Source organism: Psychrobacillus sp. FSL K6-4046 (genome assembly GCF_038624605.1).
Classification (GTDB): domain Bacteria; phylum Bacillota; class Bacilli; order Bacillales_A; family Planococcaceae; genus Psychrobacillus.
The window spans coordinates 875,055-894,119 of sequence record NZ_CP152020.1 but is presented as its reverse complement, the minus strand read 5'-3'; the positions used below and the strand labels follow the sequence as shown (position 1 = coordinate 894,119).

Annotated in this window: 20 protein-coding genes; 11 read left to right on the top strand and 9 right to left on the bottom strand. The window is 36.0% G+C overall.

Features of this window, described 5'->3' with window-relative positions; genetic code table 11:
- Window positions 1-361 precede the first annotated feature (361 nt).
- Complete coding sequence (gene chrA, locus MKY09_RS04245; RefSeq protein WP_342568212.1) at window positions 362-1,519, bottom strand: chromate efflux transporter; 1,158 nt, start codon at window positions 1,517-1,519, stop codon at window positions 362-364.
- Between the two features lie 214 nt (window positions 1,520-1,733).
- Between chrA and MKY09_RS04240 the strand changes: the two genes are divergently transcribed.
- A complete protein-coding gene (locus tag MKY09_RS04240) occupies window positions 1,734-3,077 on the top strand; it encodes a hemolysin family protein (protein ID WP_251556684.1) in 1,344 nt (447 codons plus the stop codon).
- Between the two features lie 162 nt (window positions 3,078-3,239).
- On the opposite strand, the gene MKY09_RS04235 is transcribed toward MKY09_RS04240, so the two are convergent.
- Window positions 3,240-4,700, bottom strand: coding sequence for an IS1182 family transposase (locus tag MKY09_RS04235; RefSeq protein ID WP_251557259.1), 1,461 nt, complete (start codon window positions 4,698-4,700; stop codon window positions 3,240-3,242).
- Between the two features lie 329 nt (window positions 4,701-5,029).
- Between MKY09_RS04235 and MKY09_RS04230 the strand changes: the two genes are divergently transcribed.
- A complete protein-coding gene (locus MKY09_RS04230; protein WP_342568211.1) occupies window positions 5,030-5,857 on the top strand; it encodes a hypothetical protein in 828 nt (275 codons plus the stop codon).
- Window positions 5,858-5,938: 81 nt separating this feature from the next.
- Window positions 5,939-6,487 (top strand): short-chain dehydrogenase, encoded by a 549-nt coding sequence (locus MKY09_RS04225; RefSeq protein WP_342567671.1) that lies wholly within the window; start codon window positions 5,939-5,941, stop codon window positions 6,485-6,487.
- A gap of 136 nt (window positions 6,488-6,623) precedes the next feature.
- Here MKY09_RS04225 and MKY09_RS04220 read toward each other — a convergent pair whose 3' ends face one another.
- Complete coding sequence (locus tag MKY09_RS04220) at window positions 6,624-7,271, bottom strand: response regulator transcription factor (protein WP_251556688.1); 648 nt, start codon at window positions 7,269-7,271, stop codon at window positions 6,624-6,626.
- An 11-nt stretch (window positions 7,272-7,282) separates the two neighbouring features.
- Window positions 7,283-8,395: a GAF domain-containing sensor histidine kinase gene (locus MKY09_RS04215; RefSeq protein ID WP_342567670.1), complete on the bottom strand. Its 1,113-nt coding sequence runs from the start codon at window positions 8,393-8,395 to the stop codon at window positions 7,283-7,285.
- A gap of 333 nt (window positions 8,396-8,728) precedes the next feature.
- Here MKY09_RS04215 and MKY09_RS04210 point away from each other — a divergent pair, with 333 nt between their 5' ends.
- Window positions 8,729-9,094, top strand: a complete 366-nt coding sequence (locus MKY09_RS04210; protein ID WP_342567669.1) for a DUF5412 family protein — start codon at window positions 8,729-8,731, stop codon at window positions 9,092-9,094.
- Between the two features lie 139 nt (window positions 9,095-9,233).
- Entirely contained in the window at window positions 9,234-9,620 is a 387-nt protein-coding gene (locus MKY09_RS04205) for a hypothetical protein (protein WP_169360639.1), read from the top strand.
- 287 nt (window positions 9,621-9,907) lie between these two features.
- Here the strand turns inward: MKY09_RS04205 and MKY09_RS04200 are convergent, their stop codons facing one another.
- From MKY09_RS04200 to MKY09_RS04190, 3 genes are all read right to left on the bottom strand, one after another.
- On the bottom strand, window positions 9,908-10,195 hold the full coding sequence (locus MKY09_RS04200) for a hypothetical protein (RefSeq protein WP_342567668.1): 288 nt from the start codon (window positions 10,193-10,195) through the stop codon (window positions 9,908-9,910).
- Between the two features lie 228 nt (window positions 10,196-10,423).
- Window positions 10,424-12,142 (bottom strand): phospho-sugar mutase, encoded by a 1,719-nt coding sequence (locus tag MKY09_RS04195; protein WP_342567667.1) that lies wholly within the window; start codon window positions 12,140-12,142, stop codon window positions 10,424-10,426.
- Between the two features lie 18 nt (window positions 12,143-12,160).
- Window positions 12,161-13,702 carry a carbon-nitrogen hydrolase family protein gene (locus tag MKY09_RS04190; protein WP_169360642.1) on the bottom strand — a complete coding sequence of 514 codons (1,542 nt, stop codon included), beginning with the start codon at window positions 13,700-13,702 and terminating at the stop codon, window positions 12,161-12,163.
- Between the two features lie 130 nt (window positions 13,703-13,832).
- Here MKY09_RS04190 and MKY09_RS04185 point away from each other — a divergent pair, with 130 nt between their 5' ends.
- The 4 genes from MKY09_RS04185 to MKY09_RS04170 are packed head-to-tail and all read left to right on the top strand — an operon-like array spanning window position 13,833 to window position 16,027.
- On the top strand, window positions 13,833-14,258 hold the full coding sequence (locus MKY09_RS04185; RefSeq protein ID WP_251556695.1) for a disulfide oxidoreductase: 426 nt from the start codon (window positions 13,833-13,835) through the stop codon (window positions 14,256-14,258).
- A 1-nt stretch (window position 14,259) separates the two neighbouring features.
- Window positions 14,260-14,730 carry a thioredoxin family protein gene (locus tag MKY09_RS04180; RefSeq protein WP_251556696.1) on the top strand — a complete coding sequence of 157 codons (471 nt, stop codon included), beginning with the start codon at window positions 14,260-14,262 and terminating at the stop codon, window positions 14,728-14,730.
- A 50-nt stretch (window positions 14,731-14,780) separates the two neighbouring features.
- The gene (locus tag MKY09_RS04175; protein ID WP_342567666.1) at window positions 14,781-15,629 is read left to right on the top strand and encodes an RluA family pseudouridine synthase; all 849 of its coding nucleotides are present in this window, start codon (window positions 14,781-14,783) and stop codon (window positions 15,627-15,629) included.
- Window positions 15,626-16,027: an HIT family protein gene (locus tag MKY09_RS04170; RefSeq protein WP_169360646.1), complete on the top strand. Its 402-nt coding sequence runs from the start codon at window positions 15,626-15,628 to the stop codon at window positions 16,025-16,027. Before MKY09_RS04175 ends, MKY09_RS04170 begins: the two co-directional genes overlap by 4 nt.
- A gap of 65 nt (window positions 16,028-16,092) precedes the next feature.
- Here the strand turns inward: MKY09_RS04170 and MKY09_RS04165 are convergent, their stop codons facing one another.
- Window positions 16,093-16,512: a hypothetical protein gene (locus tag MKY09_RS04165; protein ID WP_169360647.1), complete on the bottom strand. Its 420-nt coding sequence runs from the start codon at window positions 16,510-16,512 to the stop codon at window positions 16,093-16,095.
- 31 nt (window positions 16,513-16,543) lie between these two features.
- Window positions 16,544-17,242: a DUF2711 family protein gene (locus MKY09_RS04160; protein ID WP_169360648.1), complete on the bottom strand. Its 699-nt coding sequence runs from the start codon at window positions 17,240-17,242 to the stop codon at window positions 16,544-16,546.
- 176 nt (window positions 17,243-17,418) lie between these two features.
- On the opposite strand from MKY09_RS04160, the gene MKY09_RS04155 reads away from it, so the two are divergent.
- On the top strand, window positions 17,419-17,661 hold the full coding sequence (locus MKY09_RS04155) for a hypothetical protein (RefSeq protein ID WP_342567665.1): 243 nt from the start codon (window positions 17,419-17,421) through the stop codon (window positions 17,659-17,661).
- Between the two features lie 16 nt (window positions 17,662-17,677).
- Window positions 17,678-18,816 (top strand): IS3 family transposase gene (locus MKY09_RS04150; RefSeq protein WP_169361557.1). Its coding sequence is split into 2 segments (ribosomal slippage): window positions 17,678-17,903 and window positions 17,903-18,816, totalling 1,140 coding nucleotides; the frame shifts between segments, so codons are not numbered across the junction.
- Window positions 18,817-19,065: the final 249 nt, after the last annotated feature.

Sequence of the window (19,065 nt, the reverse complement as noted above, 5' to 3'; positions counted from 1 at the left end):
AAACAGTCATTTAGCGTCTAATGGTAGGTATGAACGAGCTATTAAATTATTTGCGATAACTTTAAAACGAATCATTATTCATACCTCCATTTCTAAATTATTTAGTGTCACTTAATATTATCTCAATAAAAGTTTAGTTGTCAATACATTTTGAAGAAATAGACAATTAAATTATTCCAAAAATTCGTGCTTTTACATTTAAGAACGAACAAATAGATGGAAATGAAGTTTAAATGCTCTTCACTCTAGTCGGACGCTTTTTCACGGGGGGAGTGATAAGCCATCACCCGCCGTATACGTGCGCAGTTATGACGTTAACATGTAGCTTTTCGAGTTTAAAACGTACATTACTATTTTAAAATTAAATTAAATGAAAAAGATAACCTAAAACTGCACTTAACAGTACAACCTTGTAAGGAGCCCATTTGAAAACAAATAATACCGTGAAAGTAATTAAAACGATGATGAAATCCGATGATTCTTTAACTGAACTTGTAAAAACTGGGTCATATAACGCGGCTAGAAGGATTCCTACTACACCTGCATTAACTCCCTTTAAGGCATTCTGAATCCCTTTTTTCGATCGTATAGCTGACCAAAATGGTAGTATTCCAATTACCATTAGAAATGAGGGCAAAAATATGGCAAAGGTAGCTACTAAAGCTCCTGGAATACCAGCTGTTGCATGACCTAAGAAGCTAGCTAACGTAAACAATGGACCTGGGACCGCTTGAGCAGCACCATACCCAGCTAAAAATACATCAGGGGAAAGTGCTACCTCTCGCTGAAGCATGGGCAGTACAACATGTCCTCCTCCAAAAACTAAAGAACCGACACGATAATAAATATCAAAAATTAAGTAGTAGGTTGAATTTATAAATGGCTTCAATAACGGTAAAAAAATAAGAAGTCCAAAAAACAAGATCCAAGCAATAATACTTGTTGTTTTTCCAAAAGGAAGCCTAATATTTGGAGCAGGTTCATTTTCATCTGAACGAAAATATATAAATCCAAACAATCCAGCTGCAATCAATATGCTAAATTGACCAGCTATTGATGGAATAAGCAACGTTAATATAGCACATGCTATTGCAATAGTAATTCTAATACGGTCTTGTGCTAGTGTCTTTTGCATCCCTAACAGAGCATGAGCAACAATGGCAACTGCAACGATTTTCAATCCCTGTAGCCACCCACTGTCAAATGAGTTGGTAGATATCAAAAACGCTGAAAACAATACAAGCAGTATAATGGAAGGAAGAGTAAACCCTAAAAATGATATGACCCCTCCAATTATTCCACCTCTTAGTATGCCGATGGCAATGCCCACTTGAGATGAGGCTGGTCCCGGTAGGAATTGACAAATTGCCACAATGTCAGCATATAACTTTTCGTCTAGCCATTTTCTTTTCTGCACATACTCTTCTCGGAAATAAGCCAAATGAGCAGCGGGTCCACCAAAAGAAGTTAACCCTAATTTCGTTGAAGCACTTGCTATTTCAATATATTTTTTCACTATTTTTCCATACCCCCTAGTTCATTAAAATTATCTAACAAATAGGAAAACTATATCTCAAGATTACAGGGGGAAATATGAAGTCGCAACCTAAAGAATAAAGATTTGTAATTTCTTTTTATATATTTTATTATTAAACCTAGAAACTATTTTTTTAGAAAACAGGAGGTGTACACTTTGTTCTACCCCCCATTTGGGTTAGGGACAAAGTAATTATTTGGACATAGCCATACGGTTGACAGCTTTTGCTGTCTTAATCGCTTTCACTGCATTTTTTGTTGCAAGTGAATTTGCAATAGTAAAAGTAAGAACAACAAGAATCGATCAGCTTTTAGCTGAAGGAAACAAAAAAGCTATTAATGCTAAGAAGGTTGTTTCCAATTTGGACGAATATCTATCTGCCTGTCAGTTAGGTATTACAATCACCGCTTTAGGATTAGGGTGGTTGGGAGAACCAACTATAGAAAGAATCTTACATCCAGCATTTGAGTATTTTGAGCTTCCAGAAAGTGTTTCTTCTTTACTTTCATTTATCATTGCGTTCTCATTAGTAACATATATACATGTAGTAGTTGGAGAATTAACCCCTAAAACATTTGCTATTCAACGATCTGAACAGATTACATTGGCAGTTGCTAAGCCACTAGTCATATTTGACAAAATTATGTATCCGGTAATCCATGGTATGAATGGATCGGCACGTTTCTTAGCGACCAAGGTGTTTGGATTAGAGCCTGTTTCAGAATCAGAAGTAGCCCATTCCGAGGAAGAATTACGAATGATTCTTTCGGACAGTTTTAAGGGTGGAGAAATCAATCAAGCAGAGTATAAGTATGTAAACAAAATTTTCGAATTTGATGATCGTATCGCAAAAGAAATTATGGTTCCTAGAACTGAAATTACTTCCATCGATAAGGATTTAACCCTTAGTGAGGTTTTTGAAGTCGTAGGTGTCGAACAGTTTACAAGATATCCTGTAACTGATGGAGATAAAGACCATATTATAGGACTTGTTAATATGAAAAATCTTTTAACTGCCTTTATACGAGATCCTGCTAACGCCACTACTCCGGTAGCTGACTACATGCAGCCAATTATTCGAGTAATTGAAAACATGCCTATCGCTGATTTATTACTTAAAATTCAACGTGAACGTATTCACATGGCCATCTTAATGGATGAATACGGAGGAACTTCTGGTCTTGTCACGATTGAAGATATCATCGAGGAAATCGTAGGCGATATTCGCGACGAGTTTGACACAGATGAGCTGCCTGAGGTTCAAAAGGTTGCTGAAAACCATTATATTATTGACGCTAAGATGTTAATCGAAAGCTTAAATGACTTACTAAATATTAATATTGATGAAGAAGATATCGATACTATTGGTGGGTGGTTTATGACAAAAAGCTACGATGTGGTCAGTGGTGAAAAGCTCCTAGAACAAGGTTACGAATTTACTGTCAAAGAAATCGACGGTCATCACATTCAATATCTAGAAGTTGTCAAAGTTCCGGAAGATCAAGAGGATGAGGAACTAAAAGAATCCATAGATGAATAATTAATACATCATACTTAAATATAATCGATATAGAAAACGACTCTCTTTTTAGGAGGGCACTGAAAAACTAACGAGTTTTAAAATCTAATTGGTTTTTCAACCAAAAATAAGGCACTTTCTGTTCAATTCGAACGGAAAGTGCCTTATTTCATTGTCTATTTCTTACTCTTTTTCATTTAGTAGTTTCATGATTCGTTTCAGGTTGACAGCGAATATCGTTGTGGCACCTTGTATTTCCATGCCAAATAAACCCGCTGATTTTGCCGTTTTATAGCCGTGCGGATTTTTAATCTCACTATTTTTCGCCTCAATTTTATAGCGTTTTTTGGCTAGTTCTTTGAAGGCCTCAGTTTCTTGGAAGGCCGCTTGTTCTTCATGTTCATTTGATTTCAATGAGATGCTATACGTTTTACTTTTCGCACCTTCTATATAGCAGCCTTCACGCATTGGACAAACTTTACATTTTTCGATGTCAAAATAAAAGGTGATTTTTTGATTTTGATTTTCATTTTTCTTTCCAGTCCGTGCTTTTCGAATCGCCATGTGCCCGACTGGGCACACAAACATACCGGCATCTTTATTAAAATCAAATGCAATTTTTCTTTGACCGTTACCATTTGTGATAACGGGATTTAATTTTGAAATTAATTGAAGTTCTTCCGATTTGGCGTATTGTAAATTATCTTTGCCTGAATAAGCCGTGTCTCCAATGATCGTCTCGATGTCCATCCCTGTCCCTTTACTTTTCTCTACTAATTCTTGAAGATATTGACCATCACTTTTTTCACCAGTTGTTACAATCGCGGCTGTGATAATTCGTTCATCACTCATCGCGATATGCGTTTTGAATCCAAAGAAAGCCGAGTCTGCCGATTTATGTCCGACACGCGCATCAGGATCTTTTGAATGACCCAACTGTGTATCGTAATCATCGATGACTTCTTTTAAGACATTTAATTTTTCTTTCACAGCGGGGATTTGTGCTACTTTTGATTGTGTTTCGACGACTTCCACAACTCGGCGGCAATAATCCAATTCCTCCGTCACTTCATTTGAAGTTGGCTTTTTAGGAAACTTTCCGACCATCTCTTCCTCGAGTTGGTAAACCGTTTTACGCACATTTTTTGATTTTTCTTGTAAAAACTCTTTTGGTGATTTTTGATTATAACGAGCTTTTGTGTGAGTTGCATCGACAATAACGGTTTTACTGGTGATAAGCCCTTTTTCCAACGCAATTTCAACCGTCTTTCCAATGAGTAAATCTAATAGATTCATGTCTTGGAGACGAAGGCGGCGAAATTTTGTAAGAGAACTGGAATCAATGACTTCTTCTTCTGGTGACATATCTAGAAAATATTTAAACGACATATCGAATTTTGAACGCTCTACGAGATCGGCATCTGATAGGTCATGTATGGCTTTCAACAGTAAATATTTGAACATACGAATAGGTGGAATCGCATTTCTACCATTATCCAAACAATATTTTGATTTTAATTCGTCTAAGATAAATGAAAAATCGACGAGCTCGTTGATTTGGCGAAGCATATTATCTTTTGGGATAACTAAATCATACAAACTTATATAAGGGCTCAAATTTAGTGTTTCTTGTTTGGAAATCATGGTTGCGTCACCTCTAGTTAGTTTTACTCATTATACTATGATAAGAGGATGTAAGATAAAGAAAAAGCGATTGCGTGAACAGGTTCACGCAATCGCTTTAGTAATTTCATTGACTTTTTCAGTGCCCTCCTTTTTAGAGGGTCGTTTTTTTGCAATTAGTTAAATTTCTCTGAAACAATATACTCCCAATCTTCTCTTAAATCTGTCGACAATGGTTGAATTTTCAATCAAAAGCATGAGAGTAGCGCATTATTTATAGTGATACAATTCAATTACAAGATATATCAGAACAAGCAAAATAAATAATATTTTTTAAGAGAAGAGGGATTATTTTGGATAAATATGTTTGTAAGACATGCGGAGTTCAGTATGAAAATTCTTTAGAGAAACCAAATGAATGTATAATTTGCAGTGAAGAAAGACAATTTATTAGTTCTAATGGACAAAATTGGACCACATTAGAATCTATGATTAAAGAAGGCCAATACAAAAATACTATTAATATCGAAGAAGAAGGACTATACAGCATAAACACTTGTCCCAGTTTTGGAATTGGTCAAACAGCCTATTTGATACAAGACAAGAATTTTAATTTATTGTGGGATTGTATTTCTTATATTGATGAAAAAACGATTAGCAAAATAGAAGACTTAGGTGGAATTGATGCAATAGCTTTATCTCATCCACATTACTACTCTAGCCAAGTAGAATGGGCTGAAGCCTTTAACGCTCCAATTTACATTCATGAAGATGACCAAGAATGGGTTATGAGACCAAGTGAGCGAATAGTTTTTTGGTCTGGTGAGTCACTTGAATTAAAAGAAGGAATCATCCTTCATAGAATTGGTGGCCATTTTAAAGGTGGAACAGTTTTAGAATGGAAAAATGGAGATAACCAAAGCGGGATTTTAATGACTGGGGATATCATTCGTGTCGTAGCTGACCTTTCATGGGTAAGCTTTATGTACAGTTATCCAAACTTTATCCCCCTTCCAGAAACGACTGTAGAAAGGATTTCCACTAGGATAAAAGAATTGAAGTTTGCGCGTTTATATGATGCCTTTCATCGTGTCATTAAAGAAGAGGCCAAGCAAAATGTACTAAGATCTGCCACCCGTTATATGGAAGCACTACATGGAACCTTATTTAATTCATAGTGCAACTGAAATGAGACGTTTTTGCATCGGGCAGAAACGTTTTTCTATCGAACAATTGTATAGTAAGGAGGAGAAAATATCATGAAACATGCTTTAGTAGTCGGTGGAACTGGGATGCTATCCAGAGTCTCCCTCTGGTTATTAGATCAGGGGTATCATGTTTCGATTATCGCTAGGAATCCCAAACGCATGAAAGATTTAATAGAACAAACAGACTTAAATAATCATATAACTCCACTTCTTCTTAACTATAACAATAATGCTGAATTACAAAAGAAGGTGCATACAACAATTAGTGAAAACGGTGGGATTGATATTGTGGTAGCTTGGATACACTCGACTGCTCCAGAGGCACTTAAAATAATTGCAGCGGAGGTTTCCATTAGTAAAAGTAGGTGGGATTTAATTCATATTTTAGGGAGTAGCTCGGATTTAAAAAAAGTTAAACGAGAAGCTATACTGCCTAAAAATTGTTCCTATCATCAAGTTCAATTGGGATTTTTCATAGAAGGTAACCATTCAAGGTGGTTAACACACAAGGAAATTTCAGATGGAGTAATTGAGGCTATTGAGAAAAGAAAAAAAATATTAACTATTGGTCAAATAGACTCTCAGGAAAAGCCACTATAAAACAATAAAAGTAGACATTTTTCAGCCTTGAAATAAATGTATTAGGTTATCGTTTTTAAAATTCAATTTATTGCTACTTTAAAAGGAGTACTAAAATGACAGTACTCCTTTCTATTTTTATAATGTTATTGGATATCTATTGCCCACTCGACTCTGTTAGGCCATGCTTTACTGCGTATAGTGCTGCCTGAGTTCGATCCTGGACGTGTAGCTTACCAAATATATTCGAAATATGAGTTTTTACGGTCTTTTCTGTGACAAATAAAGACGAGGCTATCTCTCTGTTACTTTTGCCTTTTGTAAGCTCTGACAGTACATCCTGCTCCCTAGGGGTTAATGGATATTCCTCATGTGGAAGCACTTCTTTCGGCTCGTTTTCTCTTTCCATCTGACTAGTTGCCTCAGGATGAATAGTGTTTTCTCCACGCATAATTTTTCTTATACAGTCAGCTAAGTCGTCCGGCTCAATATCCTTTAGCTGATACCCTGCTGCTCCCGCCTTTAAAGCTGGGATGACATGATCTCGATCCGAGAAGCTTGTTAGCATCAGAATTTGAATATCAGGATATTCTGCTTTTATCCTTTTGGTTGCTTGTATTCCATCCATCTCTGGCATAACTAAATCCATTAAAATAATGTCTGGCTTTAAAGCCTCGGTCAGTTCTACAGCTTCTTTTCCATTAGTTGCTTCTCCGACGATATCCATATCCTTCTGTGTTTTCAAAAAAAACATTAAACCTCTGCGAACAACATGGTGATCATCAGCTATTAATACTCTTATCATTTCAATCCCCCCTAGTAAGGTAATCTTACTAATATCTCTGTCCCTTTGTTGACTTCTGTCACCCAGTCCACTGTACCACCAATCGAGTTTGCTCGATCCTTCATGCTTTGCAGACCTATTGAAGGAAGTGATTTTAAATCCTTCATGTGAAAACCACAGCCCTCATCTTTTACAACTAAAAGCACATCGGTTGTTGTGACTGTCATATAAATTTCTGCCTTAAGCACTCCAGAATGTTTGCGTATATTGTTTAGTGCCTCTTGCGTTATGCGGAACAAAGTCTCTTCTACCTTTGCCGGAAGTTGGATTACTCCTTTTACCTTTATGCTTAGGGATAATCCAAGAATATCTCCGTATCCCTTTAACCCTTCTATAATTCCAGTTTCTAGACCCTTAGGGCGCAGTTGCCAAATAAGTGCTCTCATCTCGGTTAGTGCTTCCTGAGTTAAATATTGAATCTCTTTAAAGGTATCCTTTACTTCGACTTGGTCTGTCATTTCAACGCCGCCTCGAGCAGTCAAGGTAACTGAAAAAAGCAACTGATTTACAGAGTCATGCAAATCGCGAGCAAGTCTATTCCTCTCTTGAACAAGCGCCACCTGCTGCTCTTGCTTAGTCAATAATATTCTTTTAATCGCTGATCCAATTTGAAATGCAACAGATTCTAATAAGGCTAACTCACCTTCATCAAAACGGACAGTATTCGCTGTAGCTACATTTAACAAACCAAAGCGTTCCTGCCCAGATTGTAAAGGTACTGTAGCATGATGTGTGATTCCCTCTTCATTTACATCTTTTTTATGAGCATTTTCTATTCGCTGACATTCTATTATGTTAGAAGCCTTTTGTAATTCTCCATTTCTATATCGAGACACGCACCAACAGCCACCCTTTTGCAAGTGTCGGCAATCATTTTTTTCAAGTGACTTGGGAAGGTTTTCATGCACAATTAGCTCCTGCTTCCCTTTTTCATTAATGAAAAAAATCCATCCAGTCTCAAAAATAGTTCCCTCTAAAAGCTTACGAAGTGCTCCCTGTAGCATTTGTTCCATATCTGTTTCTTCGTTGATTAGCTCTGCTATTTCTTTCAATAGCTCTATATTGGAAAGTTCCTTCGATTGCATTATAACTCCTCCATCTAACCTACCTGTTATATTCATCTTATCATGTATAAGGTCTACATATAAATAACAGAAGCATCATACTTTTGACTGACAGTATAAAATTCGAACCCTACTTGTAATAAATAAAGCGCTATGTTAAAGAGTAGGGTTGGTTTTGCATTGTGAAATGTTACACTTAAACTAAAGTCGCAGATTAGGTGAAGAAGAAATTTTATAAACCTATTAGTATTGAAGCAAAATCGAAACTTCTCGATTGATGACAACGTCTTAGGATAAAATGGAAAATTTGTATAGATTTCAAATATGAATTGTTTTATGGAGAGGGTTTAAAAAATGAGTAAGATAATAAAACTTTTAATTATGTTTTTTGTAGTAACTATTTTGTCTGGCATAGTATTTATGTATCAGGGATTAAACCCAAAGTTAGGTAGTATACAAGTGGATGAGGATAATGAAGAAGGTATTTATGTTTCACCAGATGGAGAGAAAAGAATAACGGTTTATTTTAACGGAGGGCTAATATTCCATAACGATGTAACATATGTCGGTGTGCTTGAAGATAGTAAATCGGATTTGAAAAAGAACATTTTTTTAGTGGCTCCAAATGTTAAAGAAGTTCGATGGATAAATTATGGAACGATTGTTGTTAATGGTATAGAAATTGATATTGATGATACTTATGACTTTAGGAATGAATAAATTGTAGAAATATAATGTTCTTATTCAACTAACGGGTGCTTTACTTCAATTAGGAGTAGAGCCTTTTTACTAACGGGCAGGTCGGGTGAATAAGATAAGGGATAAGGATTAAATTTAAACAGTGTAAAGAGGGTGAAAAATGAAAAGACCTTTAGGAGTATTTTTTATTAGTTATTTTTACATTTTCGGTGCAGTTGTATTGATTTTCACAGCCGTATTTATTAATCCAGATGCAGAGGAATTTGGCATAGCAGATAGGTTTGGTTTACCAAACTTTCCAGAACAGCCATTTAGGATTATATTGGCAGTTGTTTCCCTTGTCATCATAAATGGTTATATGCGTTTAAAAAGATGGGGATTTTGGTTAATGATTTTATATTCATTTGGATTTGGTCTAATAAGCTATATTCTATTATTCTCAAATAATCAACAACCGTTTATTGGTAATTTTATTTGGTCAGTAATCGTCTTAATTTATACACTTTATGTTAGAAAGTCCTTTTTTCATGTAGAAAAGAGTTTTTAAGTCACTGAATATGCTTAACTGGTGAAAATCCATACCAATAATTCAGTACTTTGTGACGCATTGTACTTAAACTGACGGGTACTTTAGTAAAAAATAATATTAAATTAACATGGGCCGGGAGAAAATATTCTAGCTCATTTTTTTATGTGTATCTAAAATCAACCTTGATCTTTAACATAGCCTTAATAAAAAAAGTACTCAAGAGTATCCTTGAATACGATTAAACTTTTATCATATTTAACATTCATATAGTAAGTCCTATTCTACACCTTTAGTGAATAGCTGATTTATAATTGAACATCAGATTTCATCTTTTTCTTTTTAATAATTCCAATACAACCAACTACGACCATTAGAAGCGCAATTATTTCGAACAGGACGAATGCTCTTCCTGCCAATCCGCTTTCGAATATGTTCTCATACATAAATGCATACACAACAGTGAATATTGGTGCAAATATAACAGCTAAATAAATGCCCCATATTATTAAGTTAAATGTCCAAGATCGTTTAAAAGTAAGAATGAAAGTTAGTATCCCAAAAACTAGCACCAAAACGAACAAAGAAGTTAACATTTAAACAACACTCCTATAGCCAAATTTGACATTATACATAATAAGCCAAAACAAAATTTCAGCTAAACCGTCTTTGCACTTATATTATACCAATAATATACAATTATTACTTTAAATTACTGATTATAATATTACCTTAAATACAACTAAAATAATCCATAGACCATGCTCTTTTTAAATCCTTCTTTATATTATGAAAGACGCTGAAAAAATTTCAGCGCCTCTTCTCTATTCTAAATATTGATTTAAATTGCCCGTAAAGGATTCTTTGATCGCTTCCAGCTTTTTCTGGCTTTCTTCTGCTGAATCACTTGTTACTCCAAAATAATATTTGATTTTTGGCTCTGTTCCACTAGGTCGTACACATACCCAAGAACCATCTGCCAAGAAGTATTTTAATACATTGGAAGAAGGCAACAATATCTTCTCTTGCTCTCTGCCATCCGTAAATGTTCGTACAGATGATAAATAATCTTCCTGTGAAAGCACTTCGATACCTGCAACTTCTGTTATAGGATTCACTCTGATTTGCTCCAGCAGGTTAGCAATCGCCTTTGCTCCACTAACGCCTTTTTTCGTAACGGACACTAAGCCTTCTAGATAATAGCCATGTCTTTCATATAGACTGTTCAAGACATCTACTAATGTCAGCCCCTTCTGTTTATAGTAGGCAGCTGCTTCGACTAATGCCAAGACACTTTGAATTGCATCCTTATCTCTTGCAAAGTCCTTTACTAAATAGCCATAGCTTTCCTCATAACCAAAAAGAAACTCATATTCATTTGTTTCCTCGTAGTGTTTAATTTTCTCACCGATAAATTTAAAACCTGTTAGCACGTCCTCCGTACTTGCGCCGTGGTATTCTGCTATTACTCTGCCTAAATCGGACGTGACAATTGTTTTAAACACTCGACCTTTTGCTGGCATCGTCCCTTTTTCCTTACGCATCATTAATAAGTACTCTATTAAAATAGCCCCGGTTTGATTGCCAGTCAGGAGTTTATAGCCACTGTTTGTCTTAACCGCCGCTCCTACTCGGTCACCATCTGGATCTACTGCTATTAAAATATCAGCTTCATGCTGCTCTCCATATCGGATAGCATATTCAAAGGCACTTTCCTCTTCTGGATTAGGAGACACAACCGTTGGAAACTCTCCATTTGGCTCCATTTGCTCGTCCACGTAAAAGATATGCTGATAGCCTGCTTCGGTCAAAATACGCTTTGTAGTTTTACCTGAAGCTCCGTGTAATGGGGTAAAAACTACTTTTAGATCTGTTTTTAATGCTAGTTCGGGATTTTCTTGAACTGTTTTTAACGCATCTATGTATGAGGAATCCATGCTCTCATCTAAATAAACGATTAGATCCTCATCCATTTCATTATTTTTAATAGATAGTGCGTCTCCCGCTTTTTTAACATATTCAATAACAGTATCTGCATCCTGTAAATTTAACTGGGCGCCGTCTTGCCCGTATACTTTATAACCATTGTATTCAGGTGGGTTATGACTAGCTGTAATAACAATCCCCATATATGCATTAAGCCTTCTCACTGAAAAAGAAAGCTGTGGAGTTGTTCTAGGCTCACGATAAATATAAGCCTTAATACCAGCAGCAGCTAGCGTGTTCGCTGCCTCCTGTGCAAACTCTGGAGAAAATCTTCGACTATCATAAGCAATAACTACACCACGATTCATCGCGTCCTTACCAGCAGCCTTGATATATTCTGCTAGACCCGTCGTTGCTTTGCGAACCGTATAATTGTTTATACGGTTCGTGCCAGCTCCTATTTCTCCTCGCATACCACCAGTTCCAAATTCCAAATCTCTGTAAAAGGCATCCTCTTGTCTTTTTTCATCGGCGGCTAAAAGCTTAAGGTCGTCTTTCCATACAGCTTCCATATCATTTACGCTATTCCATTGTTCGAAGAGTTTTTTATAGGACATATATCTCTACTCCATCCATCATTTTTTATAATCTATACTGTATACATCATGTCGACGGTCTTTTAAATGTTTAACTGTACCATCTTGACGCTGTCTTCTTAAAATTTCTAAATCCACATCTCCGATTAATACCATTTCCACGTTAGGCTCTGTTTCTCCAACGATTCCGTCACGAGCAAATTCAAAATCAGAAGGGGCAAAGATTGCTGATTGAGCATATTGGATATCCATATTCTCAGTTTGAGGTAAATTCCCTACAGTCCCAGAGATTACCGTATAGATTTGATTTTCGACAGCACGAGCCTGAGCACAATATCGAACTCTTAAATAGCCTTGGCGATCTTCTGTACAAAATGGAGTGAAAATAATATTTGCTCCCATATCTGTTGCAATTCTTGCAAGCTCTGGAAATTCGATGTCATAGCATATTTGGATGGCAATCTTACCACAGTCTGTATCAAAAACTTTAACAGAGTCTCCTGCACTGATCCCCCACCATTTTCTTTCGTTAGGAGTTATATGAATTTTATATTGCTTATCAATAGATCCATCACGATGGAACAAGTAAGCAATATTATATATTTCCTCATTTTCTTCCTCTACGAAATGGGAACCCGCAATAATGTTAATGTTATATCGTACAGCAAGATCAGAGAATAGCTCCATATATTGAGGAGTGTACTCTGTTAGCTTACGTACAGCCTGGCTTGGAGATTGTTCATCTAAAAATGACATAAGCTGTGTTGTAAAAATTTCTGGGAATACCACAAAGTCTGATTGCGCGTCTGAAGCAACGTCTACAAAGTACTCACATTGGTTAGCGAATTCCTCAAAAGAATTAATCTTTCGCATCATATATTGAACTGCACAAATTCGTACCGGGTAGCTTGTTTTAAAGTGTCGCTTAGACAATGGAATATAATCGACGTTATTCCATTCCATTAATGTTGCATATTTTGCAGAGGCAACGTCATCTGGTAAATAATTTGGATTAATACGCATTAGCGTAAAGCCATTCATAAGCTGGAATGTTAGAACTGGATCATAGATTTTATGTCGAGATACGGCAGTTACGTATTCACGTGGTGACATTTCATCGGCATGCTTGTGATAATTAGGTACACGTCCACCAATAATGATTGATTTTAAATTGAATTGGCGTGCAATGTCCTTTCTACCTTCGTAAAGTCTTTGTCCAACTTTCATTCGGCGATACTTAGGATGTACCATCACTTCAATCCCATATAGATTATATCCATCTGGATTATGATTGGTGATATACCCTTTATCAGTCACGTCAGACCAAGAATGGCGATCATCGTACTCATCAAAGTTAATAATAAGACTTGAACAGGAGCCAATTACCTTGCCGTCTAATTCGGCAACCAATTGTCCCTCTGGAAATATGGTCAAGTGACTTTTTAATTGTTCAACCTTCCAAGGGTCCATACCTGGGAAACATAAACGTGAAATTTCTAAAATCGAATCTATATCTGAGAAAGTCATTTCTCTAATAATCATACTTTTTTCAAACTGTGATAAATCAAATTCTTCTGACATTATACCGCTCCTCTTTTTAGTACTAACTTTCATTATATAACTCTTTTGTTCACATATAAAATATTTTACATGCCCTCTTTTAACGCTTATAATTCTATTTGAGTTCAAAGCATTTTAAAGGAGCATAACTATGACTAAGAAAATCGAAAATATTATGTTATTCATGTGGTCCGTTGCATTTGTAGCGACTCTGGGTTCCTTGTATTTCTCTGAGATACGGCAATACGAGCCATGCGAGTTATGCTGGTATCAGCGCATTCTCATGTATCCTCTTGTGATCATACTTGGGATAGCTATAGCACAAAAAAATGCAAAGATAGCTGTTACTACTCTTATATTTTCTACAATAGGACTATGCTTCTCTATTTATCATTATAGTCTACAAAAGCTGGCTTTTTTACAGGACGTAGCCCCTGCTTGCGGTAGAGTTCCTTGTACTGGTGAATATATAAATGTATTCGGATTTATCACTATCCCATTCTTAGCTTTAATAGCGTTTCTTTTAATCGCAATTAGTAGCTTAGTTATTTTGAAGAGTCTCAAGGAGGACAAGTAACATGAAGAAAGTTGCCATAATCGGCGGAGTAATAATATTAGTTTTTGTATTAATTTTTGTATTAAACAGTCAAAAAAATAAAAATGCTTTAGAGAATAATCCTTATGATACCGATAATCTAAAGCAATCCACTATTGACTTACTTGATGATCCAAATTACCAAAATATTATTTTACCAAAGGATCTAGATAATAAAATTAAAAAAGGGGAAACCTTTACAGTTTATTTCTTCAGTCCTGAATGCTCACATTGTAAGGAAATGACGCCAAGATTGACGCCACTTGCCGAGGAAAACAATGTAGAGATTTTAAAATATAATGTTTTAGAGTATGAACAAGGATGGGATGATTTCCAAATCGAAGGTACACCTACCTTAATTCATTTTGAAAATGGTAAAGAAGTGGCTCGCATGCCTAATGCTCAGCCAAATGAAAATATTCAAGCATTTTTTGATCAAGTTGTATTAAAATAAAGAAAAAGGTCATGTCTCATTGACATGACTTTTTTTAAAGGAGAGAGATTATGCAACATATACTTACTTATACGATTCAAGAGGATGATCTGACAATCGACCAGCTGCTCCAAACTAAATCGAAGCTCGGCAAGAAACTTATACATGAGCTCCGAATGCAAAAAGCTGTGACCGATCAAGACGGGGAACTATTACAATGGAAATTACCACAGCAGAAGGGCAACGTTTTGACTTTCAAATGGGAAGGAGAATCCTCCAGCTATTTACCATCTGACCGAATCCCTTTATATATTGCCTATGAGGACGAGTATTTACTCATCGCCTCTAAGCCACGCGGAGTAGCGACTCACCCTAACGAGCAAGGTCAAAACCATACATTGATGAATACAGTTACCCATTACTTGCAGAGCAAGGGACATTCCTACGGCGAGCATATCCATCGCATCGACGAAGGCACAAAAGGGCTAGTAGTAGTAGCGAAGAATCCAATCGTAAAAGGCATGCTAGACCGAATGATTGAACAAAAAGAAATTGTCCGTACGTATGAAGCGATTGTAGAAGGTCAAATGAAGAGTAATCATGGTACCGTTCGTGCAGCTATTGGAAGCGACCGACACCATCCTACTAGAAGACGTGTATCTCCTTCTGGACAGCTGGCAATTACCCATTATGAGGTAGTCGGCCGACATGACCAATTTACAAAGGTGCATGCTATTTTAGAAACGGGTCGTACGCATCAAATTCGAGTACATTTAGCACATTTAGGTCACCCAATTGTTGGAGATGATTTGTATGGAGCAAAAAGATCACCTACTAAAACATATGAATTACATGCCTTTAAAGTTCAATTCAAGCATCCGATTACTGGAGAAGTAATTATCGCTGAGGATAAGCGATGAACGATTGTCCTTTTTGTCACCTCGACTTAATTGATAATCAAAAGGTTGTTCTTGAAAATGAAAATTGTATGTTTATTCAAGTACCACAGGAAATCCTTATAGGCTCTGGACTTATAATTCCACGGGCACATCGAGAAACAGTTTTTGAATTAACCGAACAGGAATGGACTGCAACGAAATATCTACTTAAAGAAGCAAAAGACTATATAGACAAGCTATACAATCCTGATGGCTACAACATTGGTTGGAATTGCAACTCAATTGGTGGTCAACATATTATGCACGCTCATTTACATATCATCCCTCGTTATGTAGATGAGCCATATGCTGGAAAAGGTATCCGCCATTGGCTAAAGAGTCCTGAAAATAAAAGAGCTCAAACTAAAAACATCGATTAAATCGATGTTTTTTTTGTCATAGAAAAGTAAGATTAACTGTTGCCATATAAATCGGAGTAAAAACTTCATTTTAGTGCAGTAATTACTGGCTCATATTTTGAAACGATGTCTACTCTATGTTCGATACAAGATAACGAATAATGAGTAATTGTTCCATTTGGAAAATACGAACCTAAAGATGTGTCCTCTTGTAAGAAACGAAAGAAATTAGATTTTTTATAAATTCCAAAGGATTCCCCCTCGTACTCTTCTTCATCATTCCATTTAGTATAATCATCATAAATAACGTAATAGGATATATAGTTTTTAAAATCAATCTGTAACCTTGTAACATTACTATCTGGGTGGGGATAAATAAGTAAATCAGTTGGATTGGCACTTTTATTTACTATTATTCTAAGCTGAATTCCATCTATTCGAGGTTCTGAAATACTTTCAAATGAAATATGGTATCCTTTTTCTTTTGTTAACTCCTCAAAAGACATAACACATCTCCCCTTTAAAAACATTATAAAATCAATTTATACTCCAATAGATTCTGGTACTTTCATCGCAATAAAAACCTTCTAGATTACAGGATGTAACTATTTCATTTATTGTATTTTTATCTGAACATAGCATTGAAAAATGACTATCCCAATGGGTGGTTAACAATATACTATGATCATGAGTAAAGAGGTTTATAGGATGGATAGGAAAAGTGTCGCAATTGGTAACTAAATCGTCAACATACTCTAATTTTCGTTCTGTACCAAATTCATCTCCATACCAAATCCAATCATGTCCCTGTTTTTTTATACTCTCCAATACACCTGATATTAACGTTTCTGGGAAACATCCCTCTGCTGGAGCAATAATTTCTTCTTGCTCACATACATCTAGAATAGCCTTAGCTATTTTTTCATTTTTATAGGTTTGGTTTAGCCCTGAAATAGAAGTTCTTAATCCAATATCTAATTGTTGATAGTTATCAATACTAGAAAGCTTTAAAAACTGGCTCCAAGTAAGGATCTCACAATGTTTCATAATGTCGGTTATACTTGGATATGTATCTGGCTCAAAGAGTTCATATTTAATTGTTTTTGGTTTAATAAAAGGATGAAAAAAGAGAAAAACTTCTTCAAATATTCCCTTATAAAATTCCTTAATAGGTATACCATCAGGGGAACAAACAGCATATCTATCTGGCTTCGGTAAAATTCTCTCTTTTGTCATAAAAAATCCCTCCTTCGGTCGCAGAATCATTTCCATTAAAAGCACCATACATACCTTCTATAAATAATTAAGATTCCCTTCAAAATTAAGATTAAAAGTTTTAGAAAATTAGTTATATTTAGTGTAATATTACACTAAATATATTATTCTCTAAATTAACTAAGGAGGCATGAGTTTTGAAAAAATGGCACTTTCTTTTGTGGGTATTAATAATAATTGCAACCCTATTAGGCTTATTCGGACAAGCTTTAGCCTATTATGTAGATGAAAATATGGCTAATAACGTCCCACCGGTATATTACTTGACCATCATAACGGTGATTAGTATCATCCTATACTTAGCTACACCTTTATTAGTATATTTGATGCTAGTATGGATGTATGGACACAAGTTAGTTAAGTCTCTATCCTATAAATAGAGAGGACGTGTCCGGAATGAAACAAAAACGGTATAACCAAGAATTTAAACAAACAATTGTCGAACTCCACAGATCTGGTACACCTGTGAGTAATCTCAGTAGCGAATATGGTATTTCTGAAGTAACTATTTATAAATGGATTAAAACACATTCCCCAATCGAAAACAGTGGGGGTTTAACACCGTCACAAATCGCAGAAATCCAAAAGGAAAACCTTCGGCTTCAACAGGAGGTAGACATCCTAAAAAAGGCTATGACCATATTCGCAAGAAAGTAACAGACCAAGAGATTATTGACCATATCGAAAAGGAGAAAGAACACTTTCCTATCCAATTGATGTGTGATGTGCTAAAAGTGCCAAGAAGTACGTATTACCAGTCGTTCCATAAAGTAAAATCTTCGTATGCCATGGAAAACGAAGCGGTTTTAGCACGCATACAAACTATACATGCGGAGAGTAAAGGTCGCTATGGTGCACCAAAAATTCATTATCTGTTAACCCAAGAAAAGGTCGATTTCAGCTTAAATCGAGTGCAGCGAATCATGAAAAAGGCTGGAATTCGATCAACGATCGTGAAGAAGTACCGACCAACTTCCTCCACTGGACAAGTGGTGGAACGTGAAAACCTGTTAGAACAAAATTTTGAAACGACGACCATTAATGAAAAATGGGTTGCAGATATTACGTATATTCATACATTAAGAGACGGCTGGTGTTATTTAGCTTCCGTCCTAGATTTACACACGAAAAAAATTGTTGGCTATTCCTTTTCCAAATCGATGACAACAGAACTTGTTTTACAAGCTTTAGCGAACGCAATCGATGTTCAACAACCAGAAGAAGGACTAATCTTACATACCGATTTAGGCAGCCAGTATACTAGTGAAGACTTTGAAAAAGCAGTGAAAGAAGCAAAATTCAAACAATCTTTCAGTCGTAAAGGATGCCCATATGACAATGCATGTATCGAGTCTTTTCATGCGATTTTGAAAAAAGAAGAGGTATATCAATCTAGTTATATCAATTTTGAAACAGCCCGATTGACCCTATTCCATTATATCGAGTCGTGGTACAACCGAAAACGAATTCATGGAGCTATTAACTATCTAACACCTCAACAATTAGAGGACTTATGCCGAAAAGAAGCGGTTTGAGAGCAAAGGCATCTAGTTTTCCAGATTTACCCCTACCTACACATTTTTTCAGGACGACATCCATGGCTTGTATTTCCTGTACCCAGCGAAAGCTGTCAAGTACGGTCTTTCACTTGACTGGTTTCGCTGGGTACAGGACGCTCCATGATTGGATGCCGTTCTGACAGAGACTTAACTTTTTTATGTCCAGGATATTGACGTAGATCCAATTTGTTAGTTAAGGTTAAAAAAATAGATAAACAGTTTAAT

Bases quoted from the DNA above. Each gene is read 5' to 3' on its own strand.
- MKY09_RS04165 (WP_169360647.1), bottom strand. From the start codon at position 16,512: ATGTCTTTTGAGGAGTTAACAAAAGAAAAAGGATACCATATTTCATTT.
- MKY09_RS04190 (WP_169360642.1), bottom strand. From the start codon at position 13,702: ATGTCAGAAGAATTTGATTTATCACAGTTTGAAAAAAGTATGATTATT.
- MKY09_RS04175 (WP_342567666.1), top strand. From the start codon at position 14,781: ATGCAACATATACTTACTTATACGATTCAAGAGGATGATCTGACAATC.
- MKY09_RS04205 (WP_169360639.1), top strand. From the start codon at position 9,234: ATGAAAAGACCTTTAGGAGTATTTTTTATTAGTTATTTTTACATTTTC.
- MKY09_RS04170 (WP_169360646.1), top strand. From the start codon at position 15,626: ATGAACGATTGTCCTTTTTGTCACCTCGACTTAATTGATAATCAAAAG.
- MKY09_RS04235 (WP_251557259.1), bottom strand. From the start codon at position 4,700: ATGATTTCCAAACAAGAAACACTAAATTTGAGCCCTTATATAAGTTTG.
- MKY09_RS04160 (WP_169360648.1), bottom strand. From the start codon at position 17,242: ATGACAAAAGAGAGAATTTTACCGAAGCCAGATAGATATGCTGTTTGT.
- MKY09_RS04210 (WP_342567669.1), top strand. From the start codon at position 8,729: ATGAGTAAGATAATAAAACTTTTAATTATGTTTTTTGTAGTAACTATT.
- MKY09_RS04220 (WP_251556688.1), bottom strand. From the start codon at position 7,271: ATGATAAGAGTATTAATAGCTGATGATCACCATGTTGTTCGCAGAGGT.
- MKY09_RS04200 (WP_342567668.1), bottom strand. From the start codon at position 10,195: ATGTTAACTTCTTTGTTCGTTTTGGTGCTAGTTTTTGGGATACTAACT.
- MKY09_RS04180 (WP_251556696.1), top strand. From the start codon at position 14,260: ATGAAGAAAGTTGCCATAATCGGCGGAGTAATAATATTAGTTTTTGTA.
- MKY09_RS04225 (WP_342567671.1), top strand. From the start codon at position 5,939: ATGAAACATGCTTTAGTAGTCGGTGGAACTGGGATGCTATCCAGAGTC.
- MKY09_RS04215 (WP_342567670.1), bottom strand. From the start codon at position 8,395: ATGCAATCGAAGGAACTTTCCAATATAGAGCTATTGAAAGAAATAGCA.
- MKY09_RS04195 (WP_342567667.1), bottom strand. From the start codon at position 12,142: ATGTCCTATAAAAAACTCTTCGAACAATGGAATAGCGTAAATGATATG.
- MKY09_RS04185 (WP_251556695.1), top strand. From the start codon at position 13,833: ATGACTAAGAAAATCGAAAATATTATGTTATTCATGTGGTCCGTTGCA.